The organism is Butyrivibrio sp. X503, from assembly GCF_003625475.1.
In the GTDB taxonomy this organism is placed as follows: domain Bacteria; phylum Bacillota; class Clostridia; order Lachnospirales; family Lachnospiraceae; genus Butyrivibrio.
Window position 1 is genome coordinate 152,570 of record NZ_RAIQ01000003.1, and the last position, 15,646, is coordinate 168,215.

Below are 15,646 nucleotides of genomic sequence, written 5' to 3' on the forward strand. Positions count from 1 at the left end.
AAGTTCTAACAAGAAAAAATCGGGTAAGAACATTCCATTCCCACCCGATCATATTTACCTTTTAATTATTTAATCGTTATGTTACCCATCGAACATTCAGCCTTGATGTTTCCGAGATCACCGTTCTGACTTGAAGTGGAAGCACCCTTGGCATGGACATCTCCACATTCTATACTACCCAGTTCAGAATTAGCCTCAACATTGTACTTGTTCACATCCTGAGCAAGATCGATCTCAACATTACCAAGAACAGCTGAGATATCAAGATCGGTGAAATCACCTGTAAGTTTAAGATCCCCTTTAACAACCTCTGCCTTAAGATTCTCACCCTTTGCGTTATTGATCTCAATCTCGCCTGTAGGAACCTCTATATCAAGGTTTTTGGCGTTCAATGTCTCTATTTTGAAATCCGCCATAACTGACTCAAGTTTAGCGTTCTCAAATACCTTTCCTTTGGGAATGGTAACTGTGAGCTTGTTTTTACTTTGAGCACCTAAAGAACTAATCGGGAAATTTCTGTCACCGTTTGAGATTACCAGTGTATCGCCGTCTGATTCGATATCAGGCTTGTATTTTTCTTTTCCGTTATAATCAACCTTGAAAGCACTGCCTTCCTTGACCTCAACTTCTACAAGTGCCATTCCGATTTCAATATTATCGAAGTCTTTGGTATAGACTTCACCCATTTTGTTGTCATCACCTTCGCCGACGTTGATATCGTAGCTAAAATTTCCGCACTCCCTACATGATTGAAGATGTATAACGGATCCCACAATAATGGCTATTACCGTGACGATAGTTAATACAGTAATATATTTTTTCAATTTCTATTATCTCCTTTTATCACTATATGATGTTGAAATAACTCTGTGGATGATCCATGCGATCGGCCAGATCACCCATGATCTGTGCCAATGGAAAGTCAAAAAGCTCCATATGAGGTAAACACATGTCACAGTCTTCCAATAAACAGGCATGATCTTATTGAAAACCTCATTGCCGTAGTCATGCTGTGTTGATCTGATGGAATCATAGTTTCCTGCAACTTTCTTGGAATCATTTAGCGAAAGAAGCTTGTTGTAAGCTCCATCTTTTGCTGTAGAAGCAATAATAAGGAGCACTCCTATACCCACCATGATAAACAAAGATGCAGGCGCCATATTCGGGCCAAAAAATGACTTGGCTGTGAGTTCATCCAGAATGATCACAGGAATAAATGACAAAATGATGCACATAATACCTATTGTCTTCATAAGTGCTTTACTAAGCATATTGTTTCTAAGCTCTGCATAAAGAGCATTTGCCGTAGCATACTCAATAACGCAGTTGAGGTTATCCAAAAAGCTCCACTTTCCCATACGAGCGGATGAAAGAATGAGAATAGCCACTCCCACAGCTATGGTTATGAAAAATCCTACCACTCCCCCTAAACTACCGGTACTACCGGTAATAAGGATAGGGAATATAGGTGAAATGATAAACAACATAACACCCACACCTATAAGAAGCTTGTGCTGAGATGCTTCAAACACATACTCCATTGCCTCGTCATCTGTAACAAGTCTGGTATCAAGGTCCACGTTGTTATTTATAACACCGCCGATTCCTAAAGTATCGGCAAGTTCTTCAAGATTACCGAATTCTGAGATGATGATACCTACAGCCTCATTCTCATGCTTACCCTCAGCGATCAATTCTTCATATTTATCTTCCATCATCTGATAAAGCTCATTCTTAGCCTTCAGAACATCCATAGTATTCGGAAGATTAGCAAACATAGTCTCCAAATAGTTTCTTATCGTTTCCATATCACTCGTCTCCTCTGATAAAGTGCTCTACAACTTCCTTGGTAAGCTGCCACTCGGCGCACTTCTCCTTGTAATATGCCTTACCGGCATCCGTCATCTTATAATATGTTCTCTTCTTACCGTTATCGGCGTTCTGGCTATATGAAACAACATAGCCATTCTTTTCCATTCTAGTGAAAGCCGAATAGAGGGTTGTCTCCTTAATGATGTACTTATCTTCGGTAAGCGCTCTTATCTTTTTGGCTATCTCATAGCCGTAGGAAGGCGCTTCCATCAATATATATAAAATCATCGTGTCATTATACCCCCTAATGACGTCACTACTAATTTCTATCATATTGTTTGTCATATCCTCTCCTCATTCATCATTTGTCATTTGTCATATTTTTATCACCTCATCTATCGTACTATTGCTGTCGTAGTAAATATACTACGATGGATGAGGTAAGTCAATATTATTTTTTAAAAAAAATATTTTTCTTTATTTTTTTGAATACAAAGGTAATTAAACCGCCTATTATCATCGATACTATGCAATATACAACAGACCTCAAAAAAAGCAGATTATTGGTCTTTGGTCCTACTATCAAAGGATCGATGTAATTATCAAGTATCGGATCAAGCAAATATATTCCGAAGGTAAGACCTCCGACCGTAGCGATAAAGCTGCCGATCTTCCCCGGCTCTTTTTCTTCTCTTTTGCTGTATAAAATCTTGATAAGCATAAAGATGCCGATCGCCATCAGGAAATCATAGCCCCTGTATACTTTATCAAGTCCTCCTATCCATGTAAGGAAGATCTCCGTCACATTGGCTCCAAGGAACAGCAATATAAAAGAAAACGGATTTAATTTATCCACTTTTTCTTTTTCCAAGAGCCTGTCAAGGCCGAAGCCGATTATGGGATAAAAGACACAGTCAAAGGTAAATAAAACCGGATTAAAGTCCTGTCCATATTGAATATTGGAATCCATGATCTTATTAACGAATAAAAAAGCCATAGGAATAATGCCGGTTATCAGAGTCCTGGCGATTATGATGTATTTTAAATCTTTAACCGTAAGCCTTGCCGCTACCGAACGCATAAACGGCAGTATCAATAGTAAGCCCAAATATGCATAGAGGTACCAATAAGGTCCCGCTCCGTCGACACTTTCCGTGATAAAGCACCTGATAAATCCGGTGACATAGATATGCCCCTGATTACAAAAATTAGCGACTATACTGAACAAGAGAAGAATACCGAAAGTCTTAAGAACCTTCTTACAGACATAACCGTAATCCCTGTCCTTATAAAGAAGCACACTTCCGGTTATCATAAAGAATAACGGGACGTTGATCTTTACCAGCATCCCGACAAAAAGCTTCAGAATAAGCTCTAATGTAATATAGTCTTTATCATAAACAAAACAATTGATATACCCTGAGGTATGATTAAGTATTACCAAAAAACATGCAATAATCCTAAGAAGTTCAAGATGCAAAAGCTTCCCATCCTGCTTCTTATTACTATCCATAGGCACCTATAGAAATCCCCTTTCGTAAAAACCTGCTGTTAAAAGCCCATATAGAGCCCCGGAATATCCTCTTCCCTTAGGTGAAGTCTGTCGGATCCGTCATCAGAATCGGCAGTCTCCATCTTAACAACGTTAACGTATCCATCATTTATCATATCTACCATGTACACAACAATCGCGGGATCAAACTGATTACCCGATCCCTTCTGAATCTCCTCAATGATCTCATCCTTGTTGAGGTGTCTTCTGTATACACGGTTACTGGACATTGCATCATATGAATCGGCAACTCCGACAATCCTTGCGTAAAGCGGAATCTCATCTCCTCTAAGCCCCTCGGGATAGCCAAGTCCGTCGAAGCGTTCATGATGATAAAGAGCCGTCTCTCGCACGCCGGAAATCGAAAGCTGTTTGAGCATGTTGCCGCCCGCAACCGTATGGTTACGAATAGCACTCATCTCTTCATCCGTAAGCTTACCCGGTTTATTAAGAACCGCGTCGGGTATGCTGATCTTGCCCGCATCATGCAAAAGACCCGCATAATAAACATTCTGTATCTCGTTCTCCGGAAGATGCATCCTCTTGGCAATCTCTGCGGCGTACATAGCCACACGTCTTGAATGGCCCCTTGTATAAGGGTCCTTGGCATCGATGAAGCTGATGAAAGTATTCATCGACTGTAAGATGATCTTAATATCGGTCTTCTGTCTTTCTCTGTAGCTTCTTGAATTGAGTCTTGCAACCAAAACTCCTACAAATACAGCTCCCCATATTATCAAAAGAACTATGATCAGCCTGCTCGCAGTCGTTGCTCCGGGCGGCATGGTTTTAAAGCCCCTCAGCATCAGTGCGGAAGGTGTATATGCTCTCCTTGTGTGTATGGTAAAGCCAAAGCTCACATTTCCTCTGGCCTTGATCGTCATGTTGTTGTTAACGGGAGTGATAACGAGATCTTCTCTGTCATCGCGCGAAAGCTCAACATTCCATACATCCGTAACGGAAGAACCTCTGGGCATAGCCAAAAAAATATTCCAGTTCTCAAGATCATTGGTTCCCAGATTATTTATCACAAATTCATATTGCGTTGCATATGTATTGGCTGTTCTTACACTTGAAACCTTTTTGACATTAGCATAGAACTCGTCGGATAGTCTGGATCCGTTTAAAGAGATCCTACATCTGTAAATCGACGATAAGTTGTTCCGCATAACTATCCTCTCAACCAAAACCCCCGTCAAGAGCATTGCCAAAACGGAAAATAGTATAAGAAAAGTATTAGCCGTTTTATCCAGTCTTATATTCAATTTCAAGCCCTCATACTGTAAAATATCCTTTTTTAATTATACATAAAACACCGCACATTTGAAACAATGTGCGGTGTCCATATTTGATATTTTTGTGAACTGTATAAAATATATTTATCTCTGGATACGTCCCGATCCGTCGCCGCCGGCAAGCTTTTCCACTTCATCAACGCTTACAAGGTTAAAGTCGCCTTCTATAGTATGTTTAAGAGCGGAAGCCGCAACAGCAAACTCGATTGTCTTCTGAGGATCGAATCCGTTTACGCAGCTGTAGATAAGTCCGCCGCCGAAAGAATCTCCGCCTCCCACTCTGTCTACGATGCGAAGCGCATACTTCTTGGAAAAGAAAGCCTGTCCGTCTGAGTAGAGCATTGCACTCCAGTTGTTGTCATTTGCAGAGATAGACTCTCTAAGTGTGATCGCTACCTTTTTAAATCCGAATCTGTCAGTAAGCTTCTGCGCCACTTCGATATAGCCTTCCGTATTGAGCTTACCTGTCGTAACGTCGGTTGAAGAAGCCTTGATACCGAATACGTCTCCTGCGTCCTCTTCGTTTGCGATGCAAACATCTACATATTTACAGATCTCGCCCATAACCTCTCCGGCCTTTTCTTTGCTCCAGAGCTTTCCTCTGTAGTTAAGATCGCAAGAAACGGTAAGTCCCATTTCTTTGGCCTTTTTGGCAGCTTCAAGCGTGATCTTCGCAAGAGAATCGCTCACCGCGGGAGTGATACCGGTAAAGTGGAACCACTCTGCATCCTTGAAGATCTCATTCCAGTTAAAGTCCTCGGGAACAGCCTCGGAAATAGCCGAATGCGCTCTGTCATATATACACTTGGAGCCTCTCTGTGAAGCACCTTTCTCATTAAAGTAGATACCTACTCTGTCTCCGCCTCTTGTGATCATTGTAGTATCGACACCGTATTTGCGAAGCGAATTAACCGCTGCCTGTCCGATCTCGTGTTTGGGAAGCTTTGTAACGTATACGGAATGAAGGCCGTAGTTTGCGAGCGAAACCGAAACATTGGCTTCTCCGCCTCCGAATGTAGCCTCAAGGTGATCCACCTGAACAAATCTTAAATAGTTATCAGGCTGCAGACGCAGCATGATCTCTCCGAATGTAACAATTTTTTTTGCCATGATAATTTATCCTCTCTATCAGTTATTTACAAGATGTACCGCGAAACCTCCAAGCTCATCCGCAAGGTATGCGACCTTAAGATGGTTGTCGGCATCATATTTAAATGAAGACTCGTCAAATTTAACGCCCTGTCTTCCAAGGTGATAAACGGCTCTGTCAACGTTGTTGGTTCCGATGGCAATATGTCCGTTTGCACCTCTGCCCTTAGCCTTCATAACTTCTATAACATTTCCGGCAAACACCGAAGAATTTCCGACCTTCTTGGTAAATCCAAAGAGAGAAACAAACTTATCAGCAGTAGCCTCAGCCGATGCAGCGTCATTCTCGTTGATACCTATATGCTTCATGGTGAATCCGAGCATAGCGTTTACGGCATCTTTGGTCATAGCTTCGATCTCATCAAACTTTCCGGCTGAAATAAGATCTTTTTTGACCATCCAGCTACCACCACAGCAGAATACCTTATTAAACCCAAGGTAATCATTCAAGTTGTTCTTATTTATACCGCCTGTCGGCATGAAATGCATCTTGGTATAAGGCGCTGCCATAGCCTTGATCTTGGCTATTCCGCCATTTTGCTCGGCAGGAAAAAACTTTACGCAGTCAAGTCCAAGCTCAATAGCCTGCTCAACTTCACCGGGTGTAGCTGTTCCGGGAACAACCGGTACTCCGATACTCTTGATGTACTCAACATTGGATCTGTTGAATCCGGGGCTTACGATAAACTTGGCTCCGGCCGCCTTGGCTCTGTCCGCCTGCTCTGCATTAAGTACAGTTCCGGCGCCCACGATCATCTCGGGGAACTCCTTTGAAATGATCCTTATAGCTTCCTCTGCAGCTTCTGTACGGAATGTAACCTCTGCCGCGGGAAGACCTCCCTTTATAAGAGCCTCTGCCAAAGGCGCTGCGTCCTTGGCATCGTCAATCGCGATTACGGGTACTATACCGATTTTGTAAAGTTCTTCGCAAATCTTATCCATTATAATGCCTTTCTTTTTACTTATAATACTTAATCCTCAAACTTACTCGGATCAAGGTTGCTTGGATCTTGTCCGATGTAAGCTGTGATACCTCCGTCTATGTAGACTACCTGTCCGTTTATAAAATCGGAAGCAGGGGATGCAAGGAATACAGCAAGTCCCATGAGGTCCTCCGTCTTGCCCCATCTCTGCGCAGGTGTCTTGGAACGAATAAATCTGTCAAAGGGATGCATCGAGCCGTCAGGCTGCTTCTCTCTAAGAGGTGCCGTCTGAGGAGTCGCGATATATCCGGGGCCGATGGCGTTGCACTGAATATTATACTGGCCGTACTCGGAACAGATATTTCTTGTGAGCATCTTAAGTCCGCCCTTTGCTGCTGCATAAGCGGATACCGTCTCGCGTCCGAACTCCGACATCATCGAGCAGGCGTTGATGATCTTGCCGCTGCCTTTTTTTATCATTGCGGGAAGTACTGCCTTGGAACAGATAAAGGGACCCGTAAGATCAACGTCTATTACCTGATTCCACTCTTCCAAAGTCATCTCGGTCATAGGAATCCTCTTGATGATACCCGCATTGTTTACAAGTATATCAATTGTTCCCACTTTTTGCTCTACATCGGCAACAAATTCTTTTACCATGTCTTCCTTGGTGACATCGCAAACAGCGCCGTAAGCTTCTATTCCAAGCTTGTTGTACTCAGCCATTCCCTTGTCCACAAGTTCCTGATTTATATCGTTAAAAACAATTTTGGCGCCGCTCTGCGCAAAAGCTGTCGCATAAGCAAGTCCAAGTCCGTAAGAAGCGCCCGTTACCCACGCAACCTTACCTTCAAGTGAAAAATTCTTCAAAAAGTCCGTCATTACCGTAACCTCCTAATATCATCAAATACTGCGCTTACTTATCGATCGGATCACATAAGATCGGTCATGGCTACATCGTCCATGTCGTCAAAATCCTGGTTTTCTCCGACCATCCCCCAGATAAAAGTATAAGCCTGCGTACCGCATCCTGAGTGGATAGACCAGCTTGGACTGATGACCGCCTGCTCATTGCGCATTACAATGTGGCGAGTCTCGGTCGGTTCTCCCATGAAGTGCATAACGATCGCATCCTCAGGAATATCAAAATAGAGGTAAACCTCCATGCGTCTGTCATGCGTGTGACAAGGCATTGTATTCCATACACTTCCGGGCTTAAGCTCCGTCATTCCCATCTCGAGCTGGCATGTCTCAACCTGTCCGGGCAAAATATATTTGTTGATAACTCGGTGATTGGATTCTTCCAGACTTCCCAATTCCTTCTTGTTCTCATCCTTGATGATCACAACATCATCCGAAGGTGTTCCTTCTCTTTTGATGAGCACTGTAGGATAAGTCTTGTGAGCAGGTGCGCTGTTTATATAGAATTTGGCGGGATTCCGGGAATCCGTACTTGCAAAAGAAATATCTTTTGCCCCCATTCCTATATACATGCCCTGCTTGTAGTCAACCTCGTACTTCTTGCCGTCTATTGTTATGCTTCCGGATCCTCCGATATTGATCACGCCCATCTCGCGTCTTTGTAAAAAATACTCCGCTCTGAGCTCATCTCCTGCGGTCAGCTTAAGTTCCTTGGTCGCAGGAACTGCCGATCCGGTAATGATCCTGTCAATATGGCTGTATACGAGTTTGATCTCATCAGGCTTAAAAAGATCGTCGATCAAAAATTCCCGACGCAGTCTCTGTGTATCATAGTGTTTCTCATCCATTGGTGAGCAAGCTGTTCTAAGTTCCATATACCCTCCGTTCCATTGCATAGCATTTTAGTCAGCAATTTATTCTCTGATATATGTAATGATACTAGATATATTTTTCCACGTCAGTTCATTTACGTTATAAAAACTTGCAAATCTTGACCTATCTAAGCCCTTCTGCACGGTAATATCATAGCATAGTAATAAATGTTTTGTATTGCAAAAGTTGCAGTGTGCAACATTTTCGACTTCTCCGTTGTTTATAAAGTAATAGCAGTCATCCAACCTTTTTTTGACTGCTCGGAGGGTAAAAATATGAAAAAGAATTTAAAGAAGGGATTTAATGTATTGGTAGCAATGGCGCTGGCATCCAGTATGCTGGCAGGCTGCGGCGGCGCAAAAAGTACTGCACCGGCGGCACAAGAAGCGGAATATTCACCGACTTCCGATGCTTATTATGAAAGTGCAGCCACAGAAAGTGCAGAATATTCGGAAGGTGAATATACTTACAATTATCCGCCCGAAAACACGGAAACTTATGAAAAGCCCGAAGAGAACGGCGCCACACTTGTAAGCGTCAATCCTCTCTCAACCTTTGCAATGGATGTTGATACTGCTTCCTATGCAAACGTAAGAAGAATGATCGAGGACGGATATTCGGCTAGTGATATTCCTGCCGAAGCGGTAAGACCGGAGGAGTTCATCAATTATTTTCATTATGACCTTAATTCTCCCGACAAAGGCGAAGCCTTCGGAATAACGACTGAGATAGGCGACTGCCCGTGGAATGAAGATCATAAGATAATGTTTGTAGGCCTAAAGACGGCCGAAATGAACAACAATGAGCTTCCCGCAAGTAACCTGGTATTCCTTATCGATGTATCGGGATCAATGAGTTCGGAAAATAAGCTTCCTCTTTTAAAAAAGAGTCTTAAGGAGCTCGTTGACAATTATACAGGCGAAGGAACACTGTCCATCGTCACATATTCGGGAGAAGAAAAGGTTCTTCTCGAAGGTGAAAATCTTGCCAATAAGAAAAAGATAAAGAAGGCGATCAACAGCCTTTCGGCAAGCGGATGCACCAACGGTGAGAGCGGTATGAAAAAAGCATATGAGATTGCTTCCGAATATTACATCGAAGGCGGTGTAAACAGAGTAGTCATGGCAACAGACGGCGATCTCAATGTTGGTATTTCAGATCCCGATGAGCTTGAAAACTTTATTACAGAGAAAAAAGAAACCGGCGTCTTTTTATCAGTACTCGGCTTTGGCGACGGTAACTACAAGGATGCAAGCATGCAAAGACTCGCTGACTGCGGAAACGGCAACTACTCTTACATCGATTCCATGGTTGAAGCAAGAAAAGTTCTTGTCGAAGAGATGAGCTCAACAATGGTAACCGTTGCAAAGGACGCCAAGATCCAGGTTGAGTTTAATCCCAACAAGGTAAACAGCTACAGACTCATCGGATATGAAAACAGACAGATGGACGCAGCAGACTTTAATGACGACAAGAAAGACGGCGGCGAAGTCGGCGCAGGCCACAGCGTTATCGCTCTTTACGAGGTAACAATGGCTGACAGCGAAAAGGCTGTAAACTTAAAGTATCAGAACAACGAGCAGGAGGATTACGGTGACGAATACGCAACCGTAAACGTAAGATACAAAGAGCCTGAAGCTGATGAATCCAAACTCTCAAGCTATGTTGTAACCGATAACGATGTAAAAGAAAAAGCAAGTGACAACATGAAGTTTGCTGAGAGCGTTGCTGAGTTTTCACTTATCTTATCTGACAGTGATCACAAGGGAAATGCCAGCTACGACCACGTGATCGAGACTTATTCCGATATTCAAACTCGCGATGAATACAAGGATGAATTCATCCAACTTGTAAGAATGGTGGAAAAAAGAGACTTATAAGTGTTATAATACCCGTGTTGACCACAGAAAATAAAAAATGGGGATTGGCATGGGAAAGAATCAAGAACGCGCAGCAGCTCTTTTGGAAAAATATGGAAATACCATATTGAGAACGGCATACTCTTATCTTCACAACATGGAAGATGCCGAGGATATTTTGCAGGATACGCTACTGCAATATCTTAAATCGGACTCCGAATACAACAATGAGGAGCACGAGAAGGCATGGCTTTTAAGAGTAGCCATTAACTTAAGTAAAAACAAAATAAAGTACAATAAGATCAGAGAAACCGACGAATTAATGGAGGGACTGGTTTCCGAAGAAAAAGAGGAACTCTCTTTTGTCTGGGAAGCTGTCAAATCCCTTCCCGAGAAATATGTTGAGGTCGTTCATCTATACTATCAGGAAGGGTACTCCACCGTCGATATATCGAATATCTTACAGAGAAAAGAATCTACTGTAAGATCCGATCTGAAAAGAGCAAGAGAAAAACTCAAAACTATTTTGAAGGAGGAATATGACTTTGAGTAAATACAATGATCTTATGGAGAATGTTGTCGTTACTGAAGACATGAAGAAAAGAATCCTTCAGAATATTGAGAAGGAGCTTGGTGATGATAAAGTAACCAAGAGTAACGACAAGGAAAAAGTATCAGATACGGTAAATAATAAAATAGTAAGCTTCTTCCGCTCTCCCACATACAAAACATTGCTTAGCGTAGCCGCAGGATTGCTTATCGTTGCAATATCGGGTATTGCAATAAAATCTGTTATCTATGACAGCTTCGGCCGTCATGATTCCGCTACAATGAGCGAAGGTGCTGTGGGAGGAGCCAAGACTCCTGCTCAGGAAGCATTTGAAGCTCCTCAGGAAGCGTTTGAGGCCTCTGCTGAAGAAGCAGCAATGACTGAGGAAGCCGATTCCGGTAACGATCCTCAGGTTATCAAGACAACCGATCATGTAGAGGATTACGCTACGCTGACCGGTGATAACGCGGAATACGATGTTGTCGAAGATATAGCTATCGATGATATCACCGTTACTTTCAGAGGAAACGGCGACACCGTAACAAGCGCTATGTGGTATGAAGGCGAGGAAACTTATGCTGTATATTATCAAGAGCCCGTATCAAAAGAAGCAATGACGGAAGCGGTAAAAGAAGTTATCGCAGAAAATGAGTAACGTGAACTTAATAAGATAATAAAAAAGATTCTGTTCCCAATCATTCGGGTTCAGAATCTTTTTTGATCTGTCATATCGGGAATCGCTCCCGATATAATGTTTTAAGCTGTGAGCAGGACTGTAAGCCGGGTTATGTCGTGGATGATCATCTATCTAGGGCTGCCGTCACCGGCAGTCTCAAGCGACCCACCTGAAAGCGAGCCGGGCCGACTCATAGCTTTCTATTCGGTCTTGCTTCGGATGAGGTTTACATGGCTACCGGTGTTACCACCGGCACGGTAGTCTCTTACACTGCCTTTCCACCCTTACCAAGCCAGAGGCTTGGCGGTATCTCTCTGTTGCACTATCTCGGGAGTTGCCTCCGCCAGACGTTATCTGGCATCCTGCCCTGCGAAGCCCGGACTTTCCTCTCCCATGCCCTTTCGTATGCATGGCAGCGATCATCTATCCTGCTCGTATTTTCTCGGTCAATAATATATTATAACATTATGAAAGTACCTAACTAATTTAAGGAAAAAGATGGTTTTTGTCAACCGAATTATATTTTAGATTGTAGTTCTTTTTCATGTTCTATCGTGAAATCACTGAGTCTATATGATCTGATACGTTCGTTTACCATAATAGGTTCAACAAAACCGCTCTTAACAAGAACTGCCAACCTGTTTATTATCGTCTTATTTGAGACCGTAAATTCCTTACTGATCTCAATCGGAGTGAATTCCCTTTTATAATTCTTCATAAGGAATAATAGCAGTTCTTTTTCTTTTAATTTTAAGTAAGATAGACTTCCGGTTATTTCCTCGGTGCTCGAATCTTCTGACAGCTCGCAAACCTTATTTGAATATAGTTCGACCATTCTGAGGAAATAGTTTATCCATATTTCAGGGTGCGGTGGCTCATTCCTACCCGAGTAATATAATGCCGGTAATCCCATCTGGATGGATTCGTAATATTCACTCACATCATATGCGAAATATTCTTCCAAAGATCCAATGCCATTAAAACCGAATCCATTGATATCAAGAACATAACCTGAAAGCAGTCGTGCAGTTCTACCATTACCATCTTCAAAAGGGTGAATTGTTACAAGCTGATAATGAACAACCGCAGCTACAATAAGTGGATGATCGTCCGTTGTATTTACATATTCCACCAGTTCATCCAGCAATCCGGGGATATCCGAATATTCCGGAGGGATATAATCCGGATTTCCCGTTTGTGAATCATATACTGCAAAAAGCACCCCCGGAGGCATAGGTCCACGAAGACCTATCTTTTCCTTCGATGCTCCCTTTTCTACGTATTTCTGCACATCGAGGATCAGCTTTTTAGAAAATTTCTCTTTCTTTTTTACCTTTTCCTCCAGATAATTCAAAGCAAGAAAATAGTTTCTCACCTCTTGCTCAGGCTTTAAGAGATGTTTTCTTTCATCTCGATCGATCACTTCATCAACCTGTTTCTCAGAAAGTGGATTTCCTTCGATCTTATTTGATGCATAAGAACTCTTCTTTTTTGAATTCTTACGTAGCTTGTTTGCAACAGCCCGAGACATCTTTACCGTAGAAACTTTATATCTGTTTTTTTCAATTTTCGTTATATACTTAAGGATCTCATTGGTAAGTATAGCTTTGATCATGCCTTATCACCTCAGGATAATTATATCAAAACAGAGCTGTTAATTCCATTAAAACTTCACTATTTTTTCACTATTTTTCACTATTTTTACACTATTTTCCACTATGTCCGAGCTCGCTAACAGCGATAAACACTGGGATTGTACGGTTTGCGCCGTTTAATGTCCCTCAATATTATCACGGAATGGCGCGCCGGTAATTATTGTAACAGTATAAATATCGTTTTCACTTCTGAGGTCAAAAAATTCGTAACCCTTATCAAGAATTCCTGCTATTGTCTCCTCGTCCTTTCCTGAAGTAAAAGATATTCTCGTGAGACAGTCCACATGATTTCCGGTTCCGGATGAATTGCCGGTTTCAGACTGTACATCTATGATCTGAGCATCATCTATCTCCTCTGAGATCATATTCCTTATCTCTTTTGTCTGTTTACCGGTCGCCGCATGATTAACTACAGCTCCGAAAACCTCACATACAATAAAAAGTGCGATCAGTAAGAGCGGGATACCCACAACGGCAATGCCGATCCCTTTGATCACACGCATGATCCCTTTTTTCATGCCTTTACTCCCTCCTTATATATGAACATGTTATTATTATAGTGGCGTTTGCGTTTGCGCGCCACCCACATTCCATTTTTATCAAAAAGGATAAACCATGTCACAGAAGAAAACCATCGCGCTGCTTACAGCTTTAATAATATTGTGTCTGTCGCCGTTTGCTTACAGGATCTACTCCGTTAGGCCGCAGAGCAGATATATGACAAAAGAGATCACTGCGCCCACAGGGGATATCGGCACAGCCATAGATCATGTGTGCAAGACGGTAGTCTCGGTAAAAACCGAAGGCGCTGAAGGAAGCGGAAATATTTGGAGAATTAGCCCAACGTATATCGATGTCATAACTGCGGGACATGTTGCGAACGAAGGTAACGCGGATATCACGTTTTATGACGGTCTTACGGCGCAGGGCTCCGTTATAAGATTCAATGATGAAAAAGATATAGCTCTTATAAGGATCAAGCAAAAAGAGCTTAAGAAGGCTGCTAAAGAACAAGGATATTCTGAAGACAACTCTTTTGACATGAATTACGAGAGCGTTAGGGCCGCGAAGTACACACCGCTCTCTCACGACGATATTTTTATCATGGACGCAAAAACAGGAACAGCCTCAGTCGGCACGATCGATGCGGTCGATGAGTATATTCCTGATTTTAAAATGAATATGATCTATTGTCTTTGCGATGTCGATCCCGGAATGTCGGGAAGCGGCTTATTTGATAACAAAGGCCACTACTTAGGAATCCTACTTGGCGGCTCCGATGAAGGAAGCGTGTGCCTTGGCGCAGACAACATATCGTTCCGCGCAAAATAAAATAGTCATTAAAGATACTTAAGCGTCCTTTCTATACCCTCAGATAGTCCGTACATGCCCTTCCAGCCGAGCGCTTCGAGCTTGGAAGCATCAAGCGCCGAATTCTTCATGGTGTTGTAGCTGCTCTTTTCCGCATCGGACGGATTCTCAAATACAACGGAAACTCCGCCCGCTTTTGCAAGTGCCTCAGCCACATCCCTGATCGATACGATCGCGTCTTTGTTGGAGATGTTGTAGGCTTCGCCGCACTCTCCTTCCAACAATATGGTCAAAAGAGCTGTCGCGCAGTCCAGCATATAGCAATAAGACCGCAGCTGCTCTCCTTTACTCTTCATTACTATATTTCTGCCTGCTGCCGCATCGAAAGTAAATGCGGCGGAAGCTCTTTTATCTGATTTCTTGATCGTCGGTCCGTAGATATATCCCGGGCGCGCTATGACAACATCGGCGTCGTACTCCGTGATATAGCATGAACACAGGGTCTCGGCGGCTCTTTTACCGTTCGGATAGCATGACCTTGTGCTAAGGACATCGACATAACCGTAATCGGTCTCTTTTATGTAATCACTTTTTTCCGGAAGCTCACCGTATACCTCGCTTGAAGATACGTAGAGGAGTCTGCTGCCCTTGTTCTTCACATTAAGATCAAGCATGCTCTTAACTCCGACTACATTGGAAAAAAGAGTCTCCGCAGGCTCTTTTAAAAACATGCCGTTGTCGGCATTACTTGCGGCGTGAATGATGTAATCGGCATCCACGTTGAGCTTGTACATATAATTGGCGTCAAACTCAACGAACTTAATTTCCTCTTCCTTAAGCACGCCTTTAAACCTATCAAGCGTTCTCTGCCTGTTTCTGCCTGCGATAATAAGCTTGATACCTGCATTCTTTTCCCTATTAAGGAAAGAAACAATATCAACAACGGGGGATGCGAGCATGCCCGTAGCCCCCGTTATAAGTAGGTTCTTGTTATATAATTTTTCAATCTCGGGGATGTTGCCGATACAAGAAGCAACGTCTCCCCAATATTCTTTTGTATATTTCATGTC

General features: G+C 42.7%; 16 protein-coding genes and 1 other RNA gene. 4 read left to right on the plus strand and 13 right to left on the minus strand.

The features are described 5' to 3' along the window. Positions 1-65: 65 nt before the first annotated feature. The 9 genes from D6853_RS06115 to kduI all read right to left on the minus strand — a co-directional run bounded on the left by D6853_RS06115 (position 66) and on the right by kduI (position 8,527). Complete coding sequence (locus tag D6853_RS06115) at positions 66-824, minus strand: DUF4097 family beta strand repeat-containing protein (protein ID WP_120657158.1); 759 nt, start codon at positions 822-824, stop codon at positions 66-68. 6 nt (positions 825-830) lie between these two features. Then, entirely contained in the window at positions 831-1,808 is a 978-nt protein-coding gene (locus D6853_RS06120) for a permease prefix domain 1-containing protein (RefSeq protein WP_120657159.1), read from the minus strand. 1 nt (position 1,809) lies between these two features. Further along, positions 1,810-2,145, minus strand: a complete 336-nt coding sequence (locus D6853_RS06125) for a PadR family transcriptional regulator (RefSeq protein WP_120657438.1) — start codon at positions 2,143-2,145, stop codon at positions 1,810-1,812. A 118-nt stretch (positions 2,146-2,263) separates the two neighbouring features. After that, a complete protein-coding gene (locus tag D6853_RS06130; protein WP_120657160.1) occupies positions 2,264-3,325 on the minus strand; it encodes an acyltransferase family protein in 1,062 nt (353 codons plus the stop codon). Positions 3,326-3,363: 38 nt separating this feature from the next. After that, positions 3,364-4,533, minus strand: a complete 1,170-nt coding sequence (locus D6853_RS06135) for an HD domain-containing phosphohydrolase (RefSeq protein WP_158588679.1) — start codon at positions 4,531-4,533, stop codon at positions 3,364-3,366. Positions 4,534-4,743: 210 nt separating this feature from the next. Beyond that, a complete protein-coding gene (locus D6853_RS06140; protein WP_120657162.1) occupies positions 4,744-5,769 on the minus strand; it encodes a sugar kinase in 1,026 nt (341 codons plus the stop codon). An 18-nt stretch (positions 5,770-5,787) separates the two neighbouring features. Further along, the gene (locus tag D6853_RS06145) at positions 5,788-6,750 is read right to left on the minus strand and encodes a bifunctional 4-hydroxy-2-oxoglutarate aldolase/2-dehydro-3-deoxy-phosphogluconate aldolase (RefSeq protein ID WP_120657163.1); all 963 of its coding nucleotides are present in this window, start codon (positions 6,748-6,750) and stop codon (positions 5,788-5,790) included. 29 nt (positions 6,751-6,779) lie between these two features. Continuing rightward, the gene (locus D6853_RS06150; protein ID WP_199713005.1) at positions 6,780-7,613 is read right to left on the minus strand and encodes a gluconate 5-dehydrogenase; all 834 of its coding nucleotides are present in this window, start codon (positions 7,611-7,613) and stop codon (positions 6,780-6,782) included. 50 nt (positions 7,614-7,663) lie between these two features. After that, positions 7,664-8,527 (minus strand): 5-dehydro-4-deoxy-D-glucuronate isomerase, encoded by an 864-nt coding sequence (kduI, locus tag D6853_RS06155; RefSeq protein WP_120657164.1) that lies wholly within the window; start codon positions 8,525-8,527, stop codon positions 7,664-7,666. A 273-nt stretch (positions 8,528-8,800) separates the two neighbouring features. Here kduI and D6853_RS06160 point away from each other — a divergent pair, with 273 nt between their 5' ends. From D6853_RS06160 to D6853_RS06170, 3 genes are read left to right on the plus strand one after another with little or no spacing between them, the layout of a single operon-like run. After that, entirely contained in the window at positions 8,801-10,405 is a 1,605-nt protein-coding gene (locus tag D6853_RS06160) for a vWA domain-containing protein (protein WP_120657165.1), read from the plus strand. Positions 10,406-10,454: 49 nt separating this feature from the next. After that, the gene (locus tag D6853_RS06165) at positions 10,455-10,937 is read left to right on the plus strand and encodes an RNA polymerase sigma factor (RefSeq protein ID WP_120657166.1); all 483 of its coding nucleotides are present in this window, start codon (positions 10,455-10,457) and stop codon (positions 10,935-10,937) included. Beyond that, the gene (locus D6853_RS06170) at positions 10,930-11,589 is read left to right on the plus strand and encodes a hypothetical protein (protein WP_147367717.1); all 660 of its coding nucleotides are present in this window, start codon (positions 10,930-10,932) and stop codon (positions 11,587-11,589) included. Before D6853_RS06165 ends, D6853_RS06170 begins: the two co-directional genes overlap by 8 nt. A gap of 105 nt (positions 11,590-11,694) precedes the next feature. Here D6853_RS06170 and rnpB read toward each other — a convergent pair. From rnpB to D6853_RS06185, 3 genes are all read right to left on the minus strand, one after another. Continuing rightward, an RNA gene (gene rnpB, locus D6853_RS06175) (RNase P RNA component class A) lies at positions 11,695-12,045 on the minus strand. Between the two features lie 82 nt (positions 12,046-12,127). Then, the gene (locus D6853_RS06180; protein ID WP_120657168.1) at positions 12,128-13,225 is read right to left on the minus strand and encodes a Fic family protein; all 1,098 of its coding nucleotides are present in this window, start codon (positions 13,223-13,225) and stop codon (positions 12,128-12,130) included. A gap of 156 nt (positions 13,226-13,381) precedes the next feature. Next, the gene (locus D6853_RS06185; RefSeq protein WP_120657169.1) at positions 13,382-13,783 is read right to left on the minus strand and encodes a hypothetical protein; all 402 of its coding nucleotides are present in this window, start codon (positions 13,781-13,783) and stop codon (positions 13,382-13,384) included. Between the two features lie 97 nt (positions 13,784-13,880). Here D6853_RS06185 and D6853_RS06190 point away from each other — a divergent pair, with 97 nt between their 5' ends. After that, entirely contained in the window at positions 13,881-14,597 is a 717-nt protein-coding gene (locus D6853_RS06190) for a S1 family peptidase (RefSeq protein ID WP_120657170.1), read from the plus strand. 8 nt (positions 14,598-14,605) lie between these two features. Here D6853_RS06190 and D6853_RS06195 read toward each other — a convergent pair whose 3' ends face one another. Then, positions 14,606-15,643, minus strand: a complete 1,038-nt coding sequence (locus tag D6853_RS06195; protein ID WP_120657171.1) for an NAD-dependent epimerase/dehydratase family protein — start codon at positions 15,641-15,643, stop codon at positions 14,606-14,608. Positions 15,644-15,646 lie beyond the last annotated feature (3 nt).

Bases quoted from the DNA above. Each gene is read 5' to 3' on its own strand.
- D6853_RS06120 (WP_120657159.1), bottom strand. From the start codon at position 1,808: ATGGAAACGATAAGAAACTATTTGGAGACTATGTTTGCTAATCTTCCG.
- D6853_RS06125 (WP_120657438.1), bottom strand. From the start codon at position 2,145: ATGATAGAAATTAGTAGTGACGTCATTAGGGGGTATAATGACACGATG.
- D6853_RS06130 (WP_120657160.1), bottom strand. From the start codon at position 3,325: ATGGATAGTAATAAGAAGCAGGATGGGAAGCTTTTGCATCTTGAACTT.
- D6853_RS06135 (WP_158588679.1), bottom strand. From the start codon at position 4,533: ATGCGGAACAACTTATCGTCGATTTACAGATGTAGGATCTCTTTAAAC.
- D6853_RS06140 (WP_120657162.1), bottom strand. From the start codon at position 5,769: ATGGCAAAAAAAATTGTTACATTCGGAGAGATCATGCTGCGTCTGCAG.
- D6853_RS06145 (WP_120657163.1), bottom strand. From the start codon at position 6,750: ATGGATAAGATTTGCGAAGAACTTTACAAAATCGGTATAGTACCCGTA.
- D6853_RS06150 (WP_199713005.1), bottom strand. From the start codon at position 7,613: ATGACGGACTTTTTGAAGAATTTTTCACTTGAAGGTAAGGTTGCGTGG.
- kduI (WP_120657164.1), bottom strand. From the start codon at position 8,527: ATGGAACTTAGAACAGCTTGCTCACCAATGGATGAGAAACACTATGAT.
- D6853_RS06160 (WP_120657165.1), top strand. From the start codon at position 8,801: ATGAAAAAGAATTTAAAGAAGGGATTTAATGTATTGGTAGCAATGGCG.
- D6853_RS06165 (WP_120657166.1), top strand. From the start codon at position 10,455: ATGGGAAAGAATCAAGAACGCGCAGCAGCTCTTTTGGAAAAATATGGA.
- D6853_RS06180 (WP_120657168.1), bottom strand. From the start codon at position 13,225: ATGATCAAAGCTATACTTACCAATGAGATCCTTAAGTATATAACGAAA.
- D6853_RS06185 (WP_120657169.1), bottom strand. From the start codon at position 13,783: ATGAAAAAAGGGATCATGCGTGTGATCAAAGGGATCGGCATTGCCGTT.
- D6853_RS06190 (WP_120657170.1), top strand. From the start codon at position 13,881: ATGTCACAGAAGAAAACCATCGCGCTGCTTACAGCTTTAATAATATTG.
- D6853_RS06195 (WP_120657171.1), bottom strand. From the start codon at position 15,643: ATGAAATATACAAAAGAATATTGGGGAGACGTTGCTTCTTGTATCGGC.